This window comes from Oceanicaulis sp. MMSF_3324, assembly GCF_030733545.1.
Classification (GTDB): domain Bacteria; phylum Pseudomonadota; class Alphaproteobacteria; order Caulobacterales; family Maricaulaceae; genus Oceanicaulis.
This window is the reverse complement of the sequence record NZ_JASHIU010000011.1, coordinates 58,653-79,207: the sequence shown is the minus strand read 5'-3', so window position 1 is coordinate 79,207 and position 20,555 is coordinate 58,653. Positions and strand designations below refer to the sequence as shown.

Below are 20,555 nucleotides of genomic sequence, written 5' to 3'. Positions count from 1 at the left end.
GGCCTGGTGGTGAAGACCCGGTCTAGTTCTCGTCTTCCGGCGCGTCCGGGGTCGGGGCGTCGCCCTCATCACCGCCGTCTTCCGCACTGGCGTCGTCCTCGCTTTCCGCGATGCGGACAACAGACACGACTTTTTCGCCCTCGGCCAGCCGGATCAACCGCACGCCCTTGGTCGCGCGCGCTGCGATCCGCACCGTATCCACCGGGAAGCGGATCAGCTGACCGCCATCGGTGACCGCCATGACGGTGTCGCCGTCGATGACCGGGAAGCACGCGGCCAGCTCGTTGACCTTGCTCATATCGTGCGCAGCCACACCCTGATTGCCGCGCCCCATGACGCGATAATCGTAAGCGCTCGAGCGCTTGCCGAGACCATCCTGGGCCACGGTCAGCACAAACTCTTCGGCGGCGCCCAGCTTGGCGTAGAGCTCTTCATCGAGCGCGGTTTCGGACACGGCCTCTTCAGCGGCCTCGGGCGCGCCATCCTCGGCGTCCAGCCCGGCGGCGCGGCGCATGGCGTTCGCCTGTTTCATGTAGGCGCGGGCCTGATCCGTGGTGACATCCACATGGTTGAGGATGGCCATGGAGATCAGACGGTCGTTCTCCTTCAGGCGAATGCCGCGCACGCCCGTGGAATTGCGCGACGCGAAGACGCGCACATCGCCCACCGGGAAGCGGATCGCCCGACCGCCGGCGGAAACCAGCAGCACGTCCTGATCTTCATTGCACAGCCGCACATCGAGGATCTTCGACCCCTCCTCGTCCAGCTTCATGGCGATCTTGCCGTTGCGGTTCACCTGAACGAAATCAGACAGCTTGTTGCGACGCACCGTGCCCGCCGTGGTGGCGAACATGACATCGTACTCGCTCCACTGATCCTCATCCTCGGGCAGCGCCATCACGGATGTGATCCAGGCGCCGTCATTGAGACTGGGCAGAAGGTTCGTCAGATACTTGCCCTTGGTGTTGGGCGCGCCCAGCGGCAGGCGCCAGGTCTTGGTCTTGTAGACCATGCCGTCCGAGCTGAAGAACAGCAGCGGCGCGTGGGTCGAGGCCACGAACAGCGTCGCCACGAAATCCTCGTCCTTCATCGCCATGCCCGCACGGCCCTTGCCGCCGCGGTTCTGGGCGCGATAGGTCGACAGCGGGGTCCGCTTCACATAGCCGCCATGGGTCAGGGTGACGACCATGTCCTCGCGCGGGATCAGATCTTCATCCTCAATGCCCAGATCACCCTCGATGATCGCGGAGCGACGCTCGACGCCGAACTTGGCCTTGGAGTCCAGAAGCTCGTTGCGGATGATGTCGCGGATGCGGGTCGGGCTGCGCAGGATGTCCAGCAGGTCGGCGATGGTCTCGGCCAGCTTGTTGGCCTCATCGCCGATCTCGTCGCGGCCCAGCGCCGTCAGGCGGTGCAGGCGCAGGTCGAGAATGGCTTTCGCCTGCTCCTCGGTCAGACGGATCTCCCCATCCTTGATCTGTGAGCGCGGATCGGCGACCAGCTCCACCAGGGACGACACGTCCTTGGCGGGCCAGGCCTTGTCGCGCAATTGCTGGCGCGCGGTCTGCGGATCGGGCGCCTTGCGGATGAGGGCGATGATTTCATCAATATTGGCCACCGCGACGGCCAGACCGATCAAGACGTGGGCGCGGTCACGCGCCTTGCGCAGATCGAACTTGGTGCGGCGGACCACCACCTCCTTGCGGTGATGGATGAAGGTTTCCAGGAAGGTGCGCAGGCCCGCCTGCTGCGGGCGACCGCCGATCAGCGCCAGCATGTTCACGCCGAACGAGGTCTGAAGCGGGCTCCAGCGGTAAAGCTGGTTGAGGATCACCTCGGCGTTGGCGTCCTTCTTGAGCTCGATCACGACGCGCACGCCCGAGCGGTCGGATTCGTCGCGCAGATCGGAAATGCCCTCGACGCGCTTCTCGCGCACCAGTTCGGCGATCTTCTCGACCATGGTGGCCTTGTTCACCTGATAGGGAATCTCGTGAACGATGATCGCTTCCCGGCCCTGGCGGATGTCCTCGATGGAGGTCTTGCCGCGCAGGATGACCGAGCCGCGGCCTTCCATCAGCGCCTTGCGAGCGCCGGACCGGCCAATGATCTCGCCGCCCGTGGGGAAGTCCGGCGCCGGCACGAACTCAAGAAGCTCGGCGTCAGTGATGTCGGGCTGGTCCAGCAGCGCCAGGGTCGCGTCCACCACCTCGTTGAGGTTATGGGGCGGGATGTTGGTGGCCATGCCCACCGCGATGCCGCCGGCGCCGTTGACCAGAAGGTTCGGGAAGCGCGCAGGCAGGACGATCGGCTCTTGTTTGGAGCCGTCATAGTTGTCCTGGAACTCGACCGTATCCTTATCGATGTCCGCGAGCAGCGCCTCGGCCGGATGATCCATGCGGATCTCGGTGTAACGCATGGCGGCGGGCGGATCGCCGTCCATGGAGCCGAAATTGCCCTGGCCATCCAGAAGCGGCAGGCCCATGGAGAAAGGCTGCGCCAGACGCGCCAGCGCATCATAGATCGCGCTATCGCCGTGCGGGTGATAGCGACCCATCACATCGCCGACCACGTTGGCGGACTTCTTGTACGCCTTGTCCTTGGTGTAGCCGCCCTCATGCATGGCCCACAGGATGCGGCGGTGCACCGGCTTCAAGCCGTCTCGCGCATCAGGGATGGCGCGGCTGACGATCACGCTCATGGCGTAATCGAGATAGCTGCGCTTCATCTCGTCTTCGATGGCCACCATCGGGCCGCTGGGCGCGGCGGGAAGGTCTTCATCCATGGGCGTTTCAGGGGGCAAATCGCTCAAAGTCGTTTCGTCCTGGCTGGCGCGCGCCCCTCATGCCGAAGCATGCGGCGCGCGAAAAAAGACGTTGGTCGCTCGCAGACAGGCGAAGATCGCCGTGAATCACCTGCGCACGGTTAGAGGAAATGTCTAGCAAGGCTGGCGGGATGCGGCAAACGGCGCAGGCGGCTGTATCCACGGTTTGCGTGCGGTTTTACGTTTAGGACCGGATCGGGCTGAAAATTCGCGCTCTTTTCTCATCCCGGGCTCGCATCCTTTCCCGCGTCGATTACGTTAGTCATGGAGTTAACAAGGAGACGATCATGAAACGCCCCCTTCGCACCCTGACCTGCGCCGCCGCCCTGGGCGCGACCTCGCTTGGCGTCCCGGCCTTCGCCGCGGACCATCACGGCCATCAAAGCCATCAGCCTGACGAGGCCTACGCCGCCCTGATCGATCGCGAGCGCAATGAAATCGGCCATGCCCGCTTCCAGCAGGGCCCGACCGGCGTCCTGATCACCATCCAGCTCGACACCACCAATGAGGGCGCGACGGGCTGGCATGGCGTTCACCTGCACCAGATCGGCGATTGCTCCAATGACGACTTCACCAGCTCGGGCGGTCACATCAACCCGTCAGAGCGCAGCCATGGCCTTCTGAACCCCGAAGGCCCGGACAATGCGGACCTGCCCAATATCTATGTGCACGAGGACGGCGCCCTGCGCGCCCAGATCTTCACCGACCGCGTGAGCCTGCATGGTGAAAACGACGCCCCCGCGCTTCTCGATGAGAACGGCTCGGCGCTCGTCATTCACGACAATCAGGACGACCATTCCAGCCAGCCCATTGGCGGCGCTGGCGCCCGCCATGTGTGCGGCGTGATCGAGGCGGCGCAATAATGCTGTCGCGACGGCAGACGCTGGCGGGGCTGGGCGCGGCCGGCGCCGCCCTGTCACTGGATGGCCGCGCGCTGGCGCAGGACGGGGCGGACGCGCACTGGCGCGCCGGCCCTGACCTGCCCATCCGGGTTCAGGAGATCTATCCCGCCGTACTGGATGAAGTGATCTATGTGGCGGGCGGTTTGAGCCCGGACGCCGGGCGGGGCCGCATCGGCGTCTCTGACCGCGTCTTCTCGCTGGGCCCCGATGCAGAGCGCTGGCGTGAGCGCCCGCGCCTGCCGGTGCCGCTGCACCATCCCAATATGGTCGGGCTGGAAGGGCTGGTCTACGCCGTCGGCGGCTTCACCGCCCAGACCGGCGGGATGTGGGCCATGAGCGACGGGGTGCGCGTGTTTGATCCCCAGCGCAATCGCTGGCGCAACGGCCCGGAAATGCCCCAACCGTTCGCTGAAACGGTGTGTGTGGCGCTCAATGGCCGTCTGCATGTGGTGACCGGTCGACGCCCTGCCGGCCTGACGAACAAGGCCTGGTCGGACCATGCCGACACCAACGCCCACCTCATCCTCGATCCCGCCGCGCAGATCTGGACCACGGCCGCCCCGGCGCCCACGGCGCGCAATTCCGCCGCAGGCGCCGAACTGAACGGTCGCTTGCACGTGGTGGGCGGGCGCACGGTGTCAGGCGGCAACACGCCGGCCCATGAAGCCTATGACCCCCAAAGCGACAGCTGGGAGATCCGCGCGCCCCTGCCCGAGCCTGAAAACGGGCCGCGCGGCGCCGGTGGGCTCGCCTGCGCCAGCGTGGAAGGCGCGCTCTATGTGTTCGGTGGTGAGTGGTTCGATAATTCCGGCGGCGGTGTTTACACCCAGGTCTGGCGCTATGATCCGCAAACCGATGCCTGGAGCGAGATGGGCCGCATGCCGACGCCGCGCCATGGCCTGGGCGCCGTGGCGGTCCGTAATGTGATCGCCACGATCGGCGGCGCCGCCCAGCCCAGCGGCAGCCAGACCACCGCCAAGCTCGACTGGTTCACGCCCTGATCTGAACTCAGGCCCTGAAACGCAAAAAGCCCGGCGCAGCGCGCCGGGCTTTTCAATGTCGTCGATGAGACAGACCCTAGAACGGGATGTCATCGTCCAGCGTGTCGGAGGTGAAATCCTCACGCGGGGCGTTGTTGCGTTGGCCGCCGCCCTGACCGCCGCCATAGCCGCCGCCGGACCGGTCATCCATCTGGTTGTTGTTATAGCCGCCGCCCATGCGATCACCGCCGCCGCTATCACCGCGGCCATCGAGCATGGTCAGCTCGCCGCGATAGCGCTGCAGCACCACTTCGGTGGTGTATTTGTCATTGCCGTCACGATCCTGCCATTTGCGAGTCTGCAGCTGGCCCTCGACATACACCTTGGAGCCCTTCTTGAGATAGTTCTCGGCGACCTTGGCGAGATTGTCGTTGAAGATGACGACGTTGTGCCATTCGGTTTTCTCACGGCGTTCGCCCGTAGACTTGTCGCGCCAGTTTTCCGAGGTGGCGATCCGCAGATTGACGACCGGGTCGCCCGAGTTCAGGCGGCGCACTTCGGGGTCCGCACCCAGATTGCCCACCAGGATCACCTTGTTCACACTGCCCGCCATACCGCGTCTCCCGCTTGTCTTTCGCGTGGTATTTGTTCACATTCTGTTCCGCGCGTCAATTGAGGCGCGAGTCGGATGTTAACGAAGCTCATTCAGGCGCCCGAGTCCATCGCCGGGCGCCGCTGTCGGCGCCTATACGGTGGATAGAGGCGCTCAGGAGACCTAAGTAACGCCCGATATGCCTGCCCCGCCGGCCCGTGATCAAAGGACTTTGCGCATTCATGTCTGACAAGCTCAAAACCATTTCCGTCCGCGGCGCGCGCGAGCACAATCTCAAGGGCGTATCCGTGGACCTGCCGCGGGACGAGCTGATCGTGTTCACGGGGCTGTCGGGCTCGGGCAAGTCCTCGCTCGCCTTTGACACCATCTACGCCGAGGGGCAGCGCCGCTATGTGGAGAGCCTGTCCGCTTATGCGCGCCAGTTCCTGGAGCTGATGAGCAAGCCCGATGTGGATTCCATCGAGGGGCTCTCGCCCGCCATCTCCATCGAGCAAAAGACCACGTCGAAGAACCCACGCTCGACCGTGGGCACCGTCACCGAGATCTATGACTATATGCGCCTTCTGTGGGCGCGGGTGGGCGTGCCCTATTCCCCGGCGACCGGCGAGCCGATCTCGGCGCAGACCGTGTCGCAGATGGTCGACCGCATCACCGCCCTCGGAGAAGGCGCGCGCCTGTATCTGCTGGCGCCCATCGTGCGCGGCCGGAAAGGCGAATACCGCAAGGAGTTCGCCGAGCTGCTCAAGCAGGGCTTCCAGCGGGTGAAGGTGGATGGCCAGTTCTATCCGCTCGAAGAGGCGCCCGAGCTCGACAAGAAATTCAAGCACGACATCGATGTCGTGGTGGACCGGGTCGTCACCAAGGAGGGGCTGGAACAGCGCCTGGCGGACAGCCTTGAGACCGCGCTGCGGCTGGCGGACGGCATCGCCATGGCCGAATTCGCCTCGGATCATGGCGAGCACGCCACTGGCGAACGGATCGTGTTTTCCGAAAAGTTCGCCTGCCCGGTCAGCGGCTTCACCATTGAGGAAATCGAGCCGCGCCTGTTCTCGTTCAACAATCCCTTCGGCGCCTGCCCGGCCTGTGACGGGCTGGGCCAGAGCCTCGAATTTGATGAGGATCTGGTGGTCCCCGATCGCGACAAGTCGCTGTATGACGGCGCCATCGCGCCGTGGAGCCGGGCCACCTCCAAGCTGTACCAGCAGACCTTGCAGGCGCTCGCGGCCCATTACGGCGCCAGCATGTACACGCCTTGGCGCGATCTGGACAAAGCCTTCCGTAAGACCGTGCTTCACGGCACCAAGGACAAGATCAAGTTCACCTATGAGGACGGGCTGCGCCAGTTCACCACCTCCAAGGCGTTTGAAGGGGTGATGCCCAACCTGCAGCGACGCTGGCGCGAAACGGACTCCACCTGGGTGCGCGAGGACATGGCGCGCTTTCAATCCAGCCAGCCGTGTGATGTGTGCGACGGCAAGCGCCTGAAGCCCGAAGCGCTGGCGGTGAAGGTCGCCGAACACGACATCTCCGACGCGGGCGAGAAATCCATCCGCGAGGCGCGCGACTGGTTCGCCACCATTGAAGACACGCTCTCGCCCAAGGACCAGGAGATCGCGCGCCGGATCCTCAAAGAGATCCGCGACCGTCTGAAATTCCTGGTCGATGTGGGTCTGGACTATCTCACGCTCAGCCGGGCCTCGGGCACGCTGTCGGGCGGGGAAAGCCAGCGCATTCGACTGGCCAGCCAGATCGGCTCGGGCCTGACGGGCGTTCTTTATGTGCTGGACGAGCCCTCCATCGGCCTGCACCAGCGCGACAATACCCGGCTGCTCGATTCCCTGCGCGGTTTGCGCGATCTTGGCAATACCGTGCTCGTCGTCGAACACGACGAAGAGGCCATCGAGACCGCCGATTACGTGGTCGATCTGGGCCCTGCCGCCGGCGTTCATGGCGGCGAGGTGATCGCGGCGGGCACGCCGGCCGAAATCGCCGCCAATCCCAAATCGCTGACCGGTCAGTACATGTCCGGCAAACGCATGATCCCCGTGCCCGAACAGCGCCGCGAGGTCGACCTCAAGCGGGCGGTCACGGTCAAAGGCGCCACGGGCAACAATCTGCAGAATGTGGATGCGGCCTATCCGCTGGGCGTTCTGACCTGTGTGACCGGCGTGTCGGGCGGGGGCAAGTCCACCCTGACCATCGAGACGCTGTACAAGGCGGCGGCGCGGCGGCTCAACAACGCCTCCCAGGTGCCCCTGCCCCATGACACGGTGGAAGGGCTCGATCAGGTCGACAAGATCATCGATATCGACCAGAGCCCGATCGGCCGGACCCCGCGGTCAAACCCGGCCACCTATACCGGCGCCTTCACCCCCATCCGCGAATGGTTCGCCTCCCTGCCCGAAGCGCAGACGCGCGGCTACAAGCCGGGACGCTTCTCCTTCAACGTGAAGGGCGGGCGCTGTGAAGCGTGCCAGGGCGATGGCGTGGTGAAGATCGAGATGCACTTCCTGCCTGACGTCTATGTGGAGTGCGATGTGTGCCATGGCGCCCGCTTCAACCGCGAGACGCTGGAAGTCACCTTCAAGGGCAAGTCCATCGCAGATGTGCTGGACATGACCGTCGAGGAGGCCGCCGAATTCTTCAAGGCCGTCCCGTCCGTGCGCGACAAGATGGAAACCCTTAAACAGGTGGGCCTCAGTTATGTGAAGGTGGGTCAGCCCGCCACCCAGCTGTCAGGCGGTGAGGCGCAGCGGGTGAAGCTGTCCAAGGAACTCGCCAAGCGCTCGACCGGCAAGACGCTCTACATTCTGGATGAGCCGACCACCGGTCTTCATTTCGAGGACGTGCGCAAGCTCTTGGAAGTGCTCCACGAGCTTGTCGATCAGGGTAATACCGTCATCGTCATCGAGCACAATCTCGATGTCATCAAGACGGCGGACTGGCTGCTGGATCTGGGCCCGGAAGGCGGCTCGGGCGGCGGCGAGATCGTCGCCTGCGGCACCCCCGAAGAGGTGGCCGAGGTGGAGGCGAGCTGGACCGGCCGCTATCTCAAACCGCTTCTGGAGCGGGACCGGGCGCGTCAGGCGAAGCTGGCGGGGTAGTGTCTACCCCTTCCGCCCCCGCATAATCAGGCCGATGATCATCACCACGCTCAGCCCGCCCATGGCGATGAGCTGGGCGTAGGTTTCCGGGCCGAGACTGACATTCTCCACTCCGGCCATGCCGGTGGCGGAGCTGAACACCTCCGCGACCGCCGTGTGGATGGTCTGGTTCGGGTCGGATGCCATCAGGGCGAAGGTCGGCGCGATGACGGCGGCGGCGTTGAAGGCGCCATGGGCGGCGGCGGCTTCGATCATCGAGCGGCGCCAGAGCGCCGTTAGCGAAAAGACCAGCCCTGTGAGCCCGATGCCCGTAAGCGCGAGCACGCCATACATCAGCCCCGAAATGAAGACGTGCAGATGCAGGACGGCAAAGGCGAAGCTCGCCACGATGACGCCCAGCATCTTGCCCCAGCGCGCCGTCAGCGCACTCATCAGCCAGCCACGGAAGACCAGCTCTTCCACACCCCCCTGAATGAGAAAGCCCACGAACAGGCCTGCATAGCCGATCAGCGCCGCCTGGCTGATCGCGCGGGCGGGATCCATCTCGCCCAGACTGTCTGCGGCGGACGGGGCGCCCATGTTCAACAACGCTGCAGCCACAGACACCAGAACCACCAAGAGTAGGCCCAGGGGCAGCCCCAGCGCATAGCGCCCGGCGAAATCCCGGCCGGACAGGCCGATTGTGGACAGCGGACGCTTCTCGAACAGCTTCACCCACAGCAGCGTCATCACCCCCCAGGCGATGAACTGCAGCAGCATCAGGGGCAGAAGCACGGTGAGCGTATTGGCGCTGAGCGCCGATTGCGCCGCCATCGGATCCGCGGCGCCCGACGCTGCCGTCAGGGCGATGGTGTAGATCACCGTTCCGATCACGACCGGCACGGACGAGACGAGATAGCCCGCCACCATCAGTCCCAGCGCGCCCCACCCCCAGGTGCGACGCGCGGTTTCCGGCCAGGGCGCATAAAGGGCTTGGGTCATGTCAGTCCGCTTTCTCGTCGGCAGGGGGCATGGACAAGGCCAGCTTGGCGCTGATCCCGCGTCCGATCAGCATGATGACGCCCATCACAAGCATGACAGGCATCAGGAAAAGTGCGCTCATGAGCGCCTGATCCGCGCCCGGCGCGAGCTGGGCGTACAGGCGCATCGACATCAGCGGATCCTGAGGGGTCTCAATCACCGTGTTGAGTGTGTTCACCACATGGTCGCCGACCATCAGTGCGATCGCGCCATAACTGAGGATCATCGCCAGCATGTACAGGACCAGGAAGACGATCCACGACATGGTTGCGCCGATCAGATGGCGCCGCCCCGTGCGGATGGCGGCCCCAATCTCGAAGGGGCGTCCGGACAGGGCGTGCGCCGGAAGCGCGGAGAACAGCGACAGGACCGCGATCATCGCGAACACCGCCAATACCGCCAGCGCCAACACGGTCAGAAGCGCCGCGACGGAGCTGTCTCCGGTCCCGCTTTCTGCAATCAGCATGGCGACCACGACGCCGATCATCACCACAAAGACCAGAACGAACAGGGAGACGATATAGACGCCAAACAGGATGAGACCGGCCAGGGTCAAGCGTCCCAGCCCCGCCCAGCCGGGCCAGAGCGTGAACCGACCTGTCATGAACAGGGTCAGCCAGACCGCCTCCAGCCACAGCCAGAGCGGCAGCCCCAGCAGGCTGAAGAGTGAGCTGGCGGAGGAGAACTGCATGCTCACGGCATAGGCGTCCGCGGCATTGCCCATTTCGACGGCCTGAATGCCCTGACGCGCCAGATCGCCCATGAGGATGAGCTGCCCCAGCGTCATCACGACATAGATCAGCGCCTGCCCGATCAGCAGGATCAGAACCGATTGGGGGCGGGCCTTCAGCACTTCAAAGCCGAAGCCCAGCGCTCCGCCCACCGTGAACCGGTGAGCGGGCGTCGTCTCGATGTCCGTCATGGTCAGCCCTCGTCCGGCGCCTGTCCCACGGATTCCGCGGGCGCCTGGACCGGGGTTTCCGGCGGCAGACCGCCATCATGGCGCACCGCCACATAGGCGCCGACGCCATGCCAGCTGCCATAAACGAAGATGTCGAACACCAGCTGCATGACGATCGCGATTCCCGCCATCACCCAGAAAAGCGGGTTCTGCAAAGCTTGCGTGAAGGCGTTGAGCAGGTCGTCCGGATCAGCGCCTTGCTCGATCTGCATCAGCGTGCCGATCAACTCCGCGCTGCCCACCATGATGAAGCCCTGCTGCAGCACGCTGAGCACCACATAGGCGATGATGCTGACCACAATCAGCACCAGATAGGACAGGAACATCCAGCCCATCACGCCGCCTGCCGCGGAAAAGCCCTCGAAGATCTTGATGCCGCGCTGACGAACCGTCAGTCCGGGCGCCGGCGCCAGCCCCAGCAGGAAGAGGATCCAGCCCACCACGACCACAATGGTCAGCACCGTGTTGGCGAGCGCCTGCAGCGCCACATTGGGCACCTCGGCGCCGACCATCAGACCGGCGTTCACGACGATGTAGAGCAAGACTGTCACCGCATAGGCCGCAAAGAAGAGCAGCCCGATCACGATGTTCACCAGCAGGAGACGCAGCTCGTCGGCGCCGAAGCGCAAGGGCAGACCGCCCGCCACCTCATTGCGGGTGAGCAGCCTGAGCCAGGCGCCTTGCAGCATCAACGCCGAGATCAACATCCCTGTGATGCCAATCAAGTAGAAGCCCACGCCCTGCAAGGCCGCACTCAAAGCCTCGGCGTCAGAGGGTTCGCCTTTGCCGCCATAATTGAGGAACAGCTCGAACAGCGGCCAGAAACCGTAGAGGATCAGCGCGCTGAATCCTGCATACAGCAGAATCTGCCAGAGCCCGATCCAGGCCACGCTCATGGGGCGCTGGCCGAACACCTTGAAGAAATAGAAGGTGCCGTCGACGAAATTATAGCTGGGCTTTGACATGGCTCCCCCCACGTGTCCCGGTGAACTTTCGCCTGACACGATACCTCAGAGGGGCGAAAAGGTCTTGCCCTATTCCGGCGAAATTTCGCCTTCCGCGTCGTAAGCCTGATAGAGCGCACACAAGGCCGCGATCAGAGGCGCGCCCAAAAGCGCCATTTTCCCAAAGCCGTAGATCAGGCTCATCAGCAGGACCATAACCGGATGGACCGTCAGGGCGCCCGCCTCGCCCGCCGCCGACTGGGCGATGGCCGGCCCGGCGCCAAAGAGTGAGAGGCACACGGCGTTGTAAGCGACGAGGATAATGACCCCCGGCGCCAGCGCCAGAAGGCTGGTCAGCGCGATCTCCACGCTGCGGCTGCGCGACAACGGCCAGATCGACAGGACACGCACCGCACGCTCTTTCAGGGTCGCCGGCGCGGTCAGCGCCAAGCGGGTAATGAGCCAGAGGCTGAACACCAGAAACACGGCGACCAGAACGATCGAGACGGCCATGGCCAGCGGGTCCATCAGGTCAAACAGGTTCACATAGCCTTCGGGCTGTTCCATGCCCGGATCCATGTCCGTGAAGGCCAGCCCGGCGATCATGAAGGCCAGCGCCACGCCCGCCGTCATCAGGATGATCGTCAACAGAACCAGGACCAGGAAGAGCGACCAGGCCAGACGTCCTTCATCGGCGCCCAGGCTCAGCCCGTAAAAGCCCTTTTGCGGCTGGCCGAGCGCCTGCCGCCCCAGGCTGGCCCAGCCGAGCACGAAGGCGCCGAACGCCAGGACCGTAAAGAAGATCGCCGCCGGCGCCGCGCCGGGCGCATAGGCTCCAGCATAGGCAGTCAGCAGCGATTGCACGGCAAAGACAACGCCATAAAGACCGGCTGCGGCGAGCACCGGCATCGGGTTTTCCAGGACAAAGCGGTATGCGGCGCCAAGCGCGCTGGGACTGATCACTTTCATAACGCGCCAGTTAGCCCGAAATGAGGATCAGGCCAAGAATGGCCCACAGAATAATCAGTCTTCGCCTGGGGTTTCGCGCTCGAACCCCGGCCGGCAGATCGTTTGCACGAGTCTACGGTGCGAATACTGATAGCAAGGTGCAAACGTGTAGCTCTGAACGCTCCACCCCTCATCCTCTCTGTAGGATTCTCTCACACCTGTCAGTCTGGATGCGAGTTGCGCGGCTTCAGAGGCCGGATACCCATCCAACACAATCACTTCGGTCAACTCGCGACTGGCCCTGTGGCCTTGCCAGAAGCCGCGTGTAATGACGATAGCCCTATCGCCTTGACCGGCTTGCGCGACCGGCAGCTCAGGCATGTGAACCTCAGGGCATTCGCCGGGATCGCGATCAGCCTCGAGATAAGGTGAGAACAGGTATAAACGGTCTTCGGCTTGATAATCCCCGGGGCTTGAGCGCTTTTCATCGGCAACGGCGCGTTGGTTTTCCGTCAGCCCGCCAACCCGCTCATCTATCAGCATAGCCATGTTGAAATGGTAGCCGGACCTATCCAGCAGCCCGGCCCTATAGGCGAGCTGAGCCGCATACGGGCTCATTGCGCACGCACCGCGTGAAACCTGATCAAAGGCGTTGAGGAACACCGGCGCAGCGACGCGCGCATCCCCGCTCGCCCAAGCAGAAGCGAGTTCGGCTTCCTGGGCGGGGTCCAACGGCGCTTCATCCGCCGCCTGCGCAACTGCAAACAATAAAACGCCAAGTAGCCACATCCTGACGCCTCTTAATCAGCAAGCTGATAATCGAGGCGCGTCATCACTCCGCGCCGGACCACGGGCACACCGTTCTCAGTAGCCGGTTGATATGTCCACCGCCGAACCGTGCGTACGCCTTCTTCGCCGAATTCCCGAAAGGGAATGGAGTAGACCACTTCGACATTCATGGGGCGGCCTTCCTCATCGATATCAAAACGCATCAGCGCAAACCCCTCGATACCGGCGTACGCCGCTTCGGGCGGATACTGGGGAGGACGACGTTCAAGCGGGACTGCGTCAACGCGCCCCTCCTCCGGATCGTATACCTGTTCAGCCTGTTCAGCTTCGTATTCAGGTTGATACACGTCGTCTTCGCGCAAGCGTTCGATCAAGCGGGCGCGTTCTTCCGCGTCCAGTCTGGCGCGCTCCAAATCCCCCCAGGCGCCGGCAGCGAATCTCAGATCATTGCCCGAGCCCTCCTCTGACAACAAGGTGCGCGCCACCGTCATCCAATAGGCGGATTCAAAAGGCTGATCTTCATACGAATAATACGCGCCGGCCTGAAACGCCGCGACCCCGAAGACCGCAGCATTCTGGATACCCGCCCGGCGAGCCGCCAGCAAAGCGCGTTCTCCGTGATAGCCTGCATTGCGATATTGTCCTCGCACCCAGCGCGAACTCGACATGAGGGCATGAAGCAGAGCCATCTCTGCATCAACCGCAGGGGCGGGCGACAAGGGCTCCAGCAATTCCACAGCGCGTTCAGACGTGATGAACGCCCTGCGATACTCTTCTTTGCGATACTGAGCGTCACTCACGTAACGCAGAGCGCGGGCGCGCACCACCGGATCGCCATTGTTCTGTTCGTTCATCTCGACCGCGCTCAGAAAGGCGTCCTCGGCGAGATCATACGCCCCGGTATGGTGCGCATAGTAACCGGCGTTTTCCGCGAGCACGCCCAGCACTGCCGGACTGATCGATGCCTCCAAGCCTGCTCGCCAAGCCTGCTCGGCGGCCGTCGCCGCCGCTTGCACATCCCCTGCCTCTTCTGCGGCCTGAAACGCCAAATAAGGCGCGGTCACGCTCTCAGGCAGCGCCTCGTCCTGCGCAAAGGCCGTGGCGGTCCACAGGAAAGAAACAATCAATGTACTGATTATGCTCATCTTCACCCCCCAATTCGCGCACAAGGTGAAAGGTGTCCACCTATTCGTCAAGTACGCTGCAGCCCGCAGCGATTGAGCCGCGCCCGCTTCACGACTATATGCACGCTCCATGACAGATATGACCCCGATCCACATCATTGGCGGCGGCATGGCGGGCTCTGAAGCCGCCTGGCAAGCCGCGAACGCGGGCGCCCGCGTGGTGCTTCACGAAATGCGCCCGGTGCGACCGACCTTTGCGCACCAGACCGAAGGTCTGGCCGAGCTCGTCTGCTCGAACTCCTTCCGCTCTGACGATGCGGAAACCAATGCGGTCGGCCTTCTGCATGAAGAGATGCGCCGCGCCGGTTCGCTGATCATGGCGATGGGGGACAAGCACCAGGTGCCCGCCGGCGGCGCGCTGGCGGTGGATCGAGAGGCGTTCTCGGCGGACGTGACCGCCGCGATCGAAAACCATCCCAATATCGAAATCGTCCGCGAGGAAATCGCCGGCCTGCCGCCCGAGGACTGGGACAGCGTGATCGTGGCCACCGGCCCCCTCACCTCGCCGGCCCTGGCCGAAGCGGTTCATGAGCTGAGCGGTGAAGGCGAGCTGGCCTTCTTCGACGCCATCGCGCCCATCCTCTATGCAGAGTCCATCAATATGGACGTCGCCTGGAAGCAATCGCGCTATGACAAGGGCGACACCGAGGAAGACCGCGCCGCCTATATCAACTGCCCCATGGACAAGGACCAGTACGAGGCGTTCGTGGACGCCCTGCTGGCGGCGGACAAGACCGAGTTCAAGGAATGGGAAAAGGACACGCCCTATTTCGACGCGTGCCTGCCCATCGAGGTGATGGCCGAGCGCGGGCGCGAAACGCTGCGTCACGGTCCGATGAAACCGCGCGGCCTGACCAACGCCCATGACCCGGACACCAAACCCTATGCCGTGGTTCAGCTGCGTCAGGACAATGCGCTGGGCACGCTGTTCAACATGGTCGGCTTCCAGACCAAGATGAAATACGGCGCGCAGACGGATGTCTTCAAGATGATCCCGGGGCTGGAGAACGCCAGCTTCGCCCGCCTCGGCGGCATTCACCGCAACACCTTCCTGCATTCGCCCAAGCTGCTGGATGGCGCGATGCGCCTCAAGGCGCGCCCCGCCCTGCGCTTCGCCGGTCAGATCACGGGCGTCGAAGGCTATGTGGAGAGCGCCTCCATGGGGCTTCTGGCGGGCCGGTTCGCCGCCGCCGAGAAGATGGGCCGGGAAATCACTCCGCCGCCTGCGACCACGGCGCTAGGCGCTTTGCTCACCCACATCACCACAGGTCATGTGCCGGGCAAGAAAGGCGCCTTCCAGCCGATGAACGTCAATTTCGGACTCTTCCCCGAGATCGAGGCGCCCACCAAGGACGCCGACGGCAAGCGGATCAAGGGCAAGGAAAAGTCCGTCGCCAAGAAACGCGCCATGAGCGCGCGGGCCCTGAGCGATATAGACGCCTGGCTGAAGGCTTAGATCCGTCCCGTCAGCGACGCCCAGGTCAGGCGCGCGTTTTGCCCAAGCGGCGCGCGCGTGATCTGTTCGCGATAGGGGTCTTCCAGCCCTTGGGCGCTCTTGAGATAACCGCGCGCCAGCGAGACATAACCGATCGCAGGGAACACCTCGGCGGGCAAGGCGGTGCGGGTCCGGGTCAGCATGCCCGCCGCTTCCTTCGCCTCGCCCAACAGCCCGGCAAGCGCCGCCTTGGCGGCGTCAGGCTTGCGCCCCGCCATCAGGTCCGCTTCGCTCAGATCGGCGCCGGCCAGCTCGTCTGCGCTGAAGGGCGGACGCCCCGCCTGCACCAGCGGCGCAAATGCGCGCAAAAGCCCCATAAAGCCCCATAGGCGCCCCGCCGCCTGGATCGCCGCGCCCGCCTCGCCCCCAAGGTCGAGATCGGGCTTGAGCAGCTTCGCAGCGGCGCGCATCAGTGCAGCGGAGGTGCGGTCCACATAATCGCGGCGATCCTCGCGGGTCGGGAACGGCCCCTCGCCCAGATCCGCAGAGCGCGCCTCGACCAGTCCGATCAGCGCCGCCTCGTCGGGCGCCCCCGGCGCCTCGCGCAATTCAGACAGGGCTTCATACACGTCATGGCGGCGCACCTTGGGCGGGTCTGCAAACAGATCCGCCGTCGCTTCACGCGCCCAGGCCAAACGCATCTCCCCGATCACGGGCTCGGACACCTTGTCCGGGATCTGGGCGATCTCGTGGTAAAATGCGTAGAGCGCATAGAGACGAGCGCGCAGATCAGCTGGCGCAAACAGCGCCGCCATGCGTCGTTCGGGATCATTTGCGGCCAGCAAGCTGTCGAAATTGGTCACGCTTTTCTCTCTCGCCAGTAGACACATACGGGTTGGAACCCATATCTAGCTCGTGCGTAATACCTGAGTATGGCGGTCTTCCAACAGGCCGCCGCACCCTTTGAGCACCCTCTCGCTCACACTCCCAAAGGAGGCCGACATGGCGTTCACTCTTCCCGACCTGCCCTATGCCCAAGACGCTCTGGCGCCGCATATTTCCGGCGAAACCCTGAGCTTCCACCATGGCAAGCACCATAAAGCCTATGTCGACAAGGCCAACGCCGCCATCGAAGGCACTGATTATGAAGGCCTGAGCCTGGAAGAGGTCATCAAGAAGAGCTGGTCCGAGAAAAACATGGGCGTGTTCAACAACGCCGCCCAGATCTGGAACCACACCTTCTACTGGCACTCCATGGCCCCCAATGGCGGCGGCAAGCCTTCCGGCGCCATCGCCGAAGCCATCGACGCGTCTTTCGGCTCCTATGACAAGTTCGTCGAGGAATTCAAAGCCGCCGGCGCGGGCCAGTTCGGCTCAGGCTGGGCTTGGCTCGTCAAGAACGGCGACAAGCTCGAAGTCCGCAAGACGCTGAACGCCGAGAACCCGATCACCGACGGCGCCACCCCGCTCCTGACCATGGATGTCTGGGAACACGCCTATTATCTCGACTACCAGAACCGTCGTCCGGACTATATCTCCACCTTCCTGGACGAGCTGGTGAACTGGGACTTCGTCAATCAGAACCTGGCCAGCGCCTAATTTCTTTAAGCGTTGACGAAAAGAGCGGCTGCGGTGACCTTCACCGCAGCCGTTTTTTTATGTCCGGGGGCCATCATGCAGATCGATTTCACTCACTGGCGCACCCGCGTCTCGCTGGCGGTTCTCGCGCTTGGCCTGATCCTGTCAGCGTGCAGTGAGCCAACCGCGCCTGCGCCCGATGCGACGCCCCAGGAAGAAACCCGGACGGTTTCCGCGCCTCAGGGCTTCACTGAAGCCGGCCTCGCCCAGCTCGACAGCCGTCTTGTGGAGCTCGCCGCTGCGCAGCAACGCGCCGGCTATGTCGCCATTCTGGCGCGGAATGGCGAGGTGCTTCATACAGCCACCGCCGGTTATGCCGACCTGGAAGCCGAGCGCCCCATGACGGCTGACACGGTGGTGCGCATCGCCTCGATGACCAAACCGGTTACGGCTGTGGCGGCGCTGATGCTGGTGGAGGACGGCGTGATTGCGCTGAATGATCCTGTCAGTGATTACATCCCCGCCTTTGCCGAAGTGCGGGTGGCCACTTCCCTGCAACGTGATGACAACTATGAGATCCCCACAACGGCGCCGGAGCGCCCCGTCACGGTCGAGGACCTTCTGACCCATACATCCGGGCTCGGCTATGTGTTCGACTATCAGAGCAATCTGGGCGCGCTCTATATCGATGGCGACATCTATTCCGCCGAGGGCGACATGAATGCCCGCATGGAAAGCCTGGCGGGGCTGCCGCTCTATTTCCAGCCCGGTTCGGCCTGGTTCTACTCCTATGCCAGCGATGTGCTGGGGCATCTGGTCAGCGTGGCGTCAGGACAGAGCCTGGAAGACTTCGCCCAGCAGCGGATTTTTCGCCCGCTCGGCATGTCAGACACGACCTTCTTCCTGCGTGACGACCAGCGCAACCGGCTGGCGGCACTCTATACCCATGATGAGGATGGCGCGCTGACGCGCATACCGGACGCCCAGGACACCATCCCCCGCAGCCCGATCGAAGCGGGGGGCGCCGGCCTTCTGTCCACCGCTAATGATTACATCCGCTTCGGCCAGATGCTCGCCAATGGTGGCGAGTTTGAAGGCGTCAGACTGCTGTCGCGCGAGATGGTCGCCGAAATGGTGACCGCTCATGTTCAAGCGGACCGCATGCCCGACCGGATGGACGCCATCGATCTTGGGTATGGCTATGGCGTGGGCGTCGTCTATGACGGGCCGGGTGCGCACCCGGTTCGCAATATCGGTGATTTCGGATGGTCGGGTTATTTCGACACCGAATTCTTCGTCAGCCCGTCCACCGGCGTGGTCGCCGTCATCATGAGCCAGGAACAGCCCGGCCCCACCACATCAGACACAATCGGCGCGCGCGCCGTGTTTGATGGACTGGTCTATGACGCCCTGACGCGGGAAAGCTGAAAGCCGGCCTAAAGGCCTTCCAGCGGATCGTCGCCGAGTTCTCGTCCAAGATGCTCGGCGGCAGCCTCCCAGCTGGGCAGGGCGATCGCCTTGCCGCCGCGCATCAGGATCATCTTGCTCAGATGCGCTGTCCGCATGCGGTTGGCGTCATTGTAGAGATAGATGAAGTGATCGGGCTTGTCCCAGACATCGCCGACTCGTTGAAAAAACTCGGGATAATCCTGAGGCTCCAGGATCGGGCCGCCCTTGCGGTAGTCCACGATCAGGACGTCATGATCCCGGATCTTGCGCGAATAGCCTTCGACGGCCGTCTCCAGGATGGGCTTCATCGTATACCCGATGATCGCGGTATAGCTGATGCCTCCGTCCAGGGTCTTTTCGATGATCTGTAGTGTCTCGCCCGGCATCGGCATTTTCAACTCGCTCAATGGATAGTGAAAAAGCCCCAGACAGCAATGACTTAATCTGAGCGAAAGATAACACCTGCCGCCATTAAAAGACTCTAAACGGGCAGCAGGGCTGCGGCGATGTTCCGCCCCTCGCCCGCAAGCAGATTGTAGGTCCGGCAGGCCGTTGCCGTATCCATGACTTCAAGACCGATCCCGGCCTGTCGGAAGGCCTGACGGATGCTGGCGGGAGGATGGATCAACCGCTCCCCCATACCCAGCACCAGCATGTCGGGCCGGTCCGGCCGGTCGATAAACAGCTTCAGATCACCAAGATCCAGCGCTTCACCCTTCAACGACCAGGGACGTGCAGCCCCGTCCACGATCAGGGTCGGGCCTTCCTTTCGCACGCCGGCGATGCGGAAGCCGCCATCGCCAAAGGCGTCGATCGGCGGCAGGGAGGATCCTGTTGCGTTACGGGGCAACAGCATGGCCTTCGTCGTCATCGTCTGACGTGCGCTTGACACCTGTGAGGGTCAGAAGCGGGGCCGCGACAAAGATGGACGAATAGGTCCCCACGCCCACGCCCCAGATCAGAGCCAGCGCGAATCCTTCGAGTGCAGGGCCGCCGATGACCGCCATGGCGACAATCGCGACCAGGGTGGTGCCCGAGGTCAGGATGGTGCGCGACAGGGTCGAGTTGATGGCGCCATTCAGCACTTCGGTGGTCGGGCGTGTCTTGAACTTGCGGAAATCCTCGCGGATCCGGTCATAGACGATCACGGTATCGTTCATCGAATACCCCACAATCGTCAGGATCGCGGCGATGGTCGACAGGTTGAACTCCAGCTGGGTGACGGCGAAGAAGCCGATGGTGGCGATCACGTCATGGATCAGCGCCAGAACCGCGCCGACCGAGTACTGCCACTCGAACCGGAACCAGATGTAGACCAGCATCAGGAACAAGGCGACGCCGATCGAGGTGGCGCCGGCAACCACCAGCTCACCGGACACCTGCGGGCTCAGGGATTCGATTTTCTGGAACACGATCCCGGGAAACTCACGCTCCAGCGTATCGGAGACGTACTGACGGACCGCCTGTTGCGCTTCCGCGTCATTCTCGACGGAGTACCCCTCGATCTCATTGGCCCGTTCGGCAGACACCTGTCCGACACGAACCAGCGCTTCATTGTCTGCGCCAAAGCCCTGGACCTGGACATCCCCCAGATCGAGCCCCTCCAGCACAGTGCGGAGCGCGCCCAGATCGGCTGGGCCTTCGGTCTGAACTTCAATCGCGGTGCCGCCGCGGAAGTCGATGCCGAAATTGAGGCCCAGCGTGAAGAACGCCGTGACGGATCCCAGGATCAAGGCGACCGAGACGAAGAAAGCCGCAAGGCGAGCCTTGATGAAGGGGACATTGGTGTCGGTCGGAATGAGACGGACGAGTGCAAGCGCCATGATC

General features: G+C 63.6%; 18 protein-coding genes. 6 read left to right on the top strand and 12 right to left on the bottom strand.

Going from position 1 to position 20,555, the window contains the following annotated elements; genetic code table 11:
* Nucleotides 1–22 precede the first annotated feature (22 nt).
* The gene (gene gyrA, locus RBA95_RS11600; protein WP_306017027.1) at nt 23–2,809 is read right to left on the bottom strand and encodes a DNA gyrase subunit A; all 2,787 of its coding nucleotides are present in this window, start codon (nt 2,807–2,809) and stop codon (nt 23–25) included.
* A gap of 299 nt (nt 2,810–3,108) precedes the next feature.
* Between gyrA and RBA95_RS11595 the strand changes: the two genes are divergently transcribed.
* Together RBA95_RS11595 and RBA95_RS11590 are read left to right on the top strand one after the other, a co-directional pair.
* Nucleotides 3,109–3,684: a superoxide dismutase family protein gene (locus RBA95_RS11595; protein WP_306017026.1), complete on the top strand. Its 576-nt coding sequence runs from the start codon at nt 3,109–3,111 to the stop codon at nt 3,682–3,684.
* Nucleotides 3,684–4,724, top strand: coding sequence for a kelch repeat-containing protein (locus RBA95_RS11590; protein ID WP_306017025.1), 1,041 nt, complete (start codon nt 3,684–3,686; stop codon nt 4,722–4,724). The genes RBA95_RS11595 and RBA95_RS11590 overlap by 1 nt, the downstream gene beginning before the upstream one ends.
* 76 nt (nt 4,725–4,800) lie before the next feature.
* Here the strand turns inward: RBA95_RS11590 and ssb are convergent, their stop codons facing one another.
* The gene (gene ssb, locus RBA95_RS11585) at nt 4,801–5,316 is read right to left on the bottom strand and encodes a single-stranded DNA-binding protein (RefSeq protein ID WP_306017024.1); all 516 of its coding nucleotides are present in this window, start codon (nt 5,314–5,316) and stop codon (nt 4,801–4,803) included.
* A gap of 221 nt (nt 5,317–5,537) precedes the next feature.
* Between ssb and uvrA the strand changes: the two genes are divergently transcribed.
* Nucleotides 5,538–8,420 carry an excinuclease ABC subunit UvrA gene (uvrA, locus tag RBA95_RS11580; protein WP_306017023.1) on the top strand — a complete coding sequence of 961 codons (2,883 nt, stop codon included), beginning with the start codon at nt 5,538–5,540 and terminating at the stop codon, nt 8,418–8,420.
* Nucleotides 8,421–8,423: 3 nt separating this feature from the next.
* Here uvrA and RBA95_RS11575 read toward each other — a convergent pair whose 3' ends face one another.
* From RBA95_RS11575 to RBA95_RS11550, 6 genes are all read right to left on the bottom strand, one after another.
* Nucleotides 8,424–9,401, bottom strand: a complete 978-nt coding sequence (locus RBA95_RS11575; protein ID WP_306017022.1) for a CPBP family intramembrane glutamic endopeptidase — start codon at nt 9,399–9,401, stop codon at nt 8,424–8,426.
* A gap of 1 nt (nt 9,402) precedes the next feature.
* On the bottom strand, nt 9,403–10,362 hold the full coding sequence (locus tag RBA95_RS11570; RefSeq protein ID WP_306017021.1) for a hypothetical protein: 960 nt from the start codon (nt 10,360–10,362) through the stop codon (nt 9,403–9,405).
* Between the two features lie 2 nt (nt 10,363–10,364).
* The gene (locus RBA95_RS11565) at nt 10,365–11,366 is read right to left on the bottom strand and encodes a hypothetical protein (protein ID WP_306017020.1); all 1,002 of its coding nucleotides are present in this window, start codon (nt 11,364–11,366) and stop codon (nt 10,365–10,367) included.
* A 69-nt stretch (nt 11,367–11,435) separates the two neighbouring features.
* Nucleotides 11,436–12,314, bottom strand: coding sequence for a hypothetical protein (locus tag RBA95_RS11560; RefSeq protein WP_306017019.1), 879 nt, complete (start codon nt 12,312–12,314; stop codon nt 11,436–11,438).
* 54 nt (nt 12,315–12,368) lie between these two features.
* Nucleotides 12,369–13,082, bottom strand: coding sequence for a hypothetical protein (locus RBA95_RS11555; RefSeq protein WP_306017018.1), 714 nt, complete (start codon nt 13,080–13,082; stop codon nt 12,369–12,371).
* 11 nt (nt 13,083–13,093) lie between these two features.
* A complete protein-coding gene (locus RBA95_RS11550; protein ID WP_306017017.1) occupies nt 13,094–14,227 on the bottom strand; it encodes an energy transducer TonB in 1,134 nt (377 codons plus the stop codon).
* Nucleotides 14,228–14,336: 109 nt separating this feature from the next.
* On the opposite strand from RBA95_RS11550, the gene trmFO reads away from it, so the two are divergent.
* Nucleotides 14,337–15,722 (top strand): methylenetetrahydrofolate--tRNA-(uracil(54)-C(5))-methyltransferase (FADH(2)-oxidizing) TrmFO, encoded by a 1,386-nt coding sequence (gene trmFO, locus RBA95_RS11545; protein WP_306017016.1) that lies wholly within the window; start codon nt 14,337–14,339, stop codon nt 15,720–15,722.
* On the opposite strand, the gene RBA95_RS11540 is transcribed toward trmFO, so the two are convergent.
* A complete protein-coding gene (locus tag RBA95_RS11540) occupies nt 15,719–16,564 on the bottom strand; it encodes a squalene/phytoene synthase family protein (protein ID WP_306017015.1) in 846 nt (281 codons plus the stop codon). The two genes, trmFO and RBA95_RS11540, sit on opposite strands and share 4 nt — an antisense overlap.
* A gap of 139 nt (nt 16,565–16,703) precedes the next feature.
* Here RBA95_RS11540 and RBA95_RS11535 point away from each other — a divergent pair, with 139 nt between their 5' ends.
* On the top strand, nt 16,704–17,300 hold the full coding sequence (locus tag RBA95_RS11535) for a superoxide dismutase (RefSeq protein ID WP_306017014.1): 597 nt from the start codon (nt 16,704–16,706) through the stop codon (nt 17,298–17,300).
* 75 nt (nt 17,301–17,375) lie between these two features.
* Entirely contained in the window at nt 17,376–18,707 is a 1,332-nt protein-coding gene (locus RBA95_RS11530) for a serine hydrolase (protein WP_306017013.1), read from the top strand.
* Nucleotides 18,708–18,715: 8 nt separating this feature from the next.
* Here the strand turns inward: RBA95_RS11530 and RBA95_RS11525 are convergent, their stop codons facing one another.
* The 3 genes from RBA95_RS11525 to secF all read right to left on the bottom strand — a co-directional run bounded on the left by RBA95_RS11525 (nt 18,716) and on the right by secF (nt 20,551).
* Nucleotides 18,716–19,120, bottom strand: a complete 405-nt coding sequence (locus tag RBA95_RS11525; RefSeq protein ID WP_306017012.1) for a hypothetical protein — start codon at nt 19,118–19,120, stop codon at nt 18,716–18,718.
* Between the two features lie 89 nt (nt 19,121–19,209).
* Nucleotides 19,210–19,584 carry an Mth938-like domain-containing protein gene (locus RBA95_RS11520; RefSeq protein ID WP_306017011.1) on the bottom strand — a complete coding sequence of 125 codons (375 nt, stop codon included), beginning with the start codon at nt 19,582–19,584 and terminating at the stop codon, nt 19,210–19,212.
* Nucleotides 19,568–20,551, bottom strand: a complete 984-nt coding sequence (gene secF / locus RBA95_RS11515) for a protein translocase subunit SecF (RefSeq protein WP_306017010.1) — start codon at nt 20,549–20,551, stop codon at nt 19,568–19,570. The genes RBA95_RS11520 and secF overlap by 17 nt, the downstream gene beginning before the upstream one ends.
* Between the last annotated feature and the right edge of the window lie 4 nt (nt 20,552–20,555).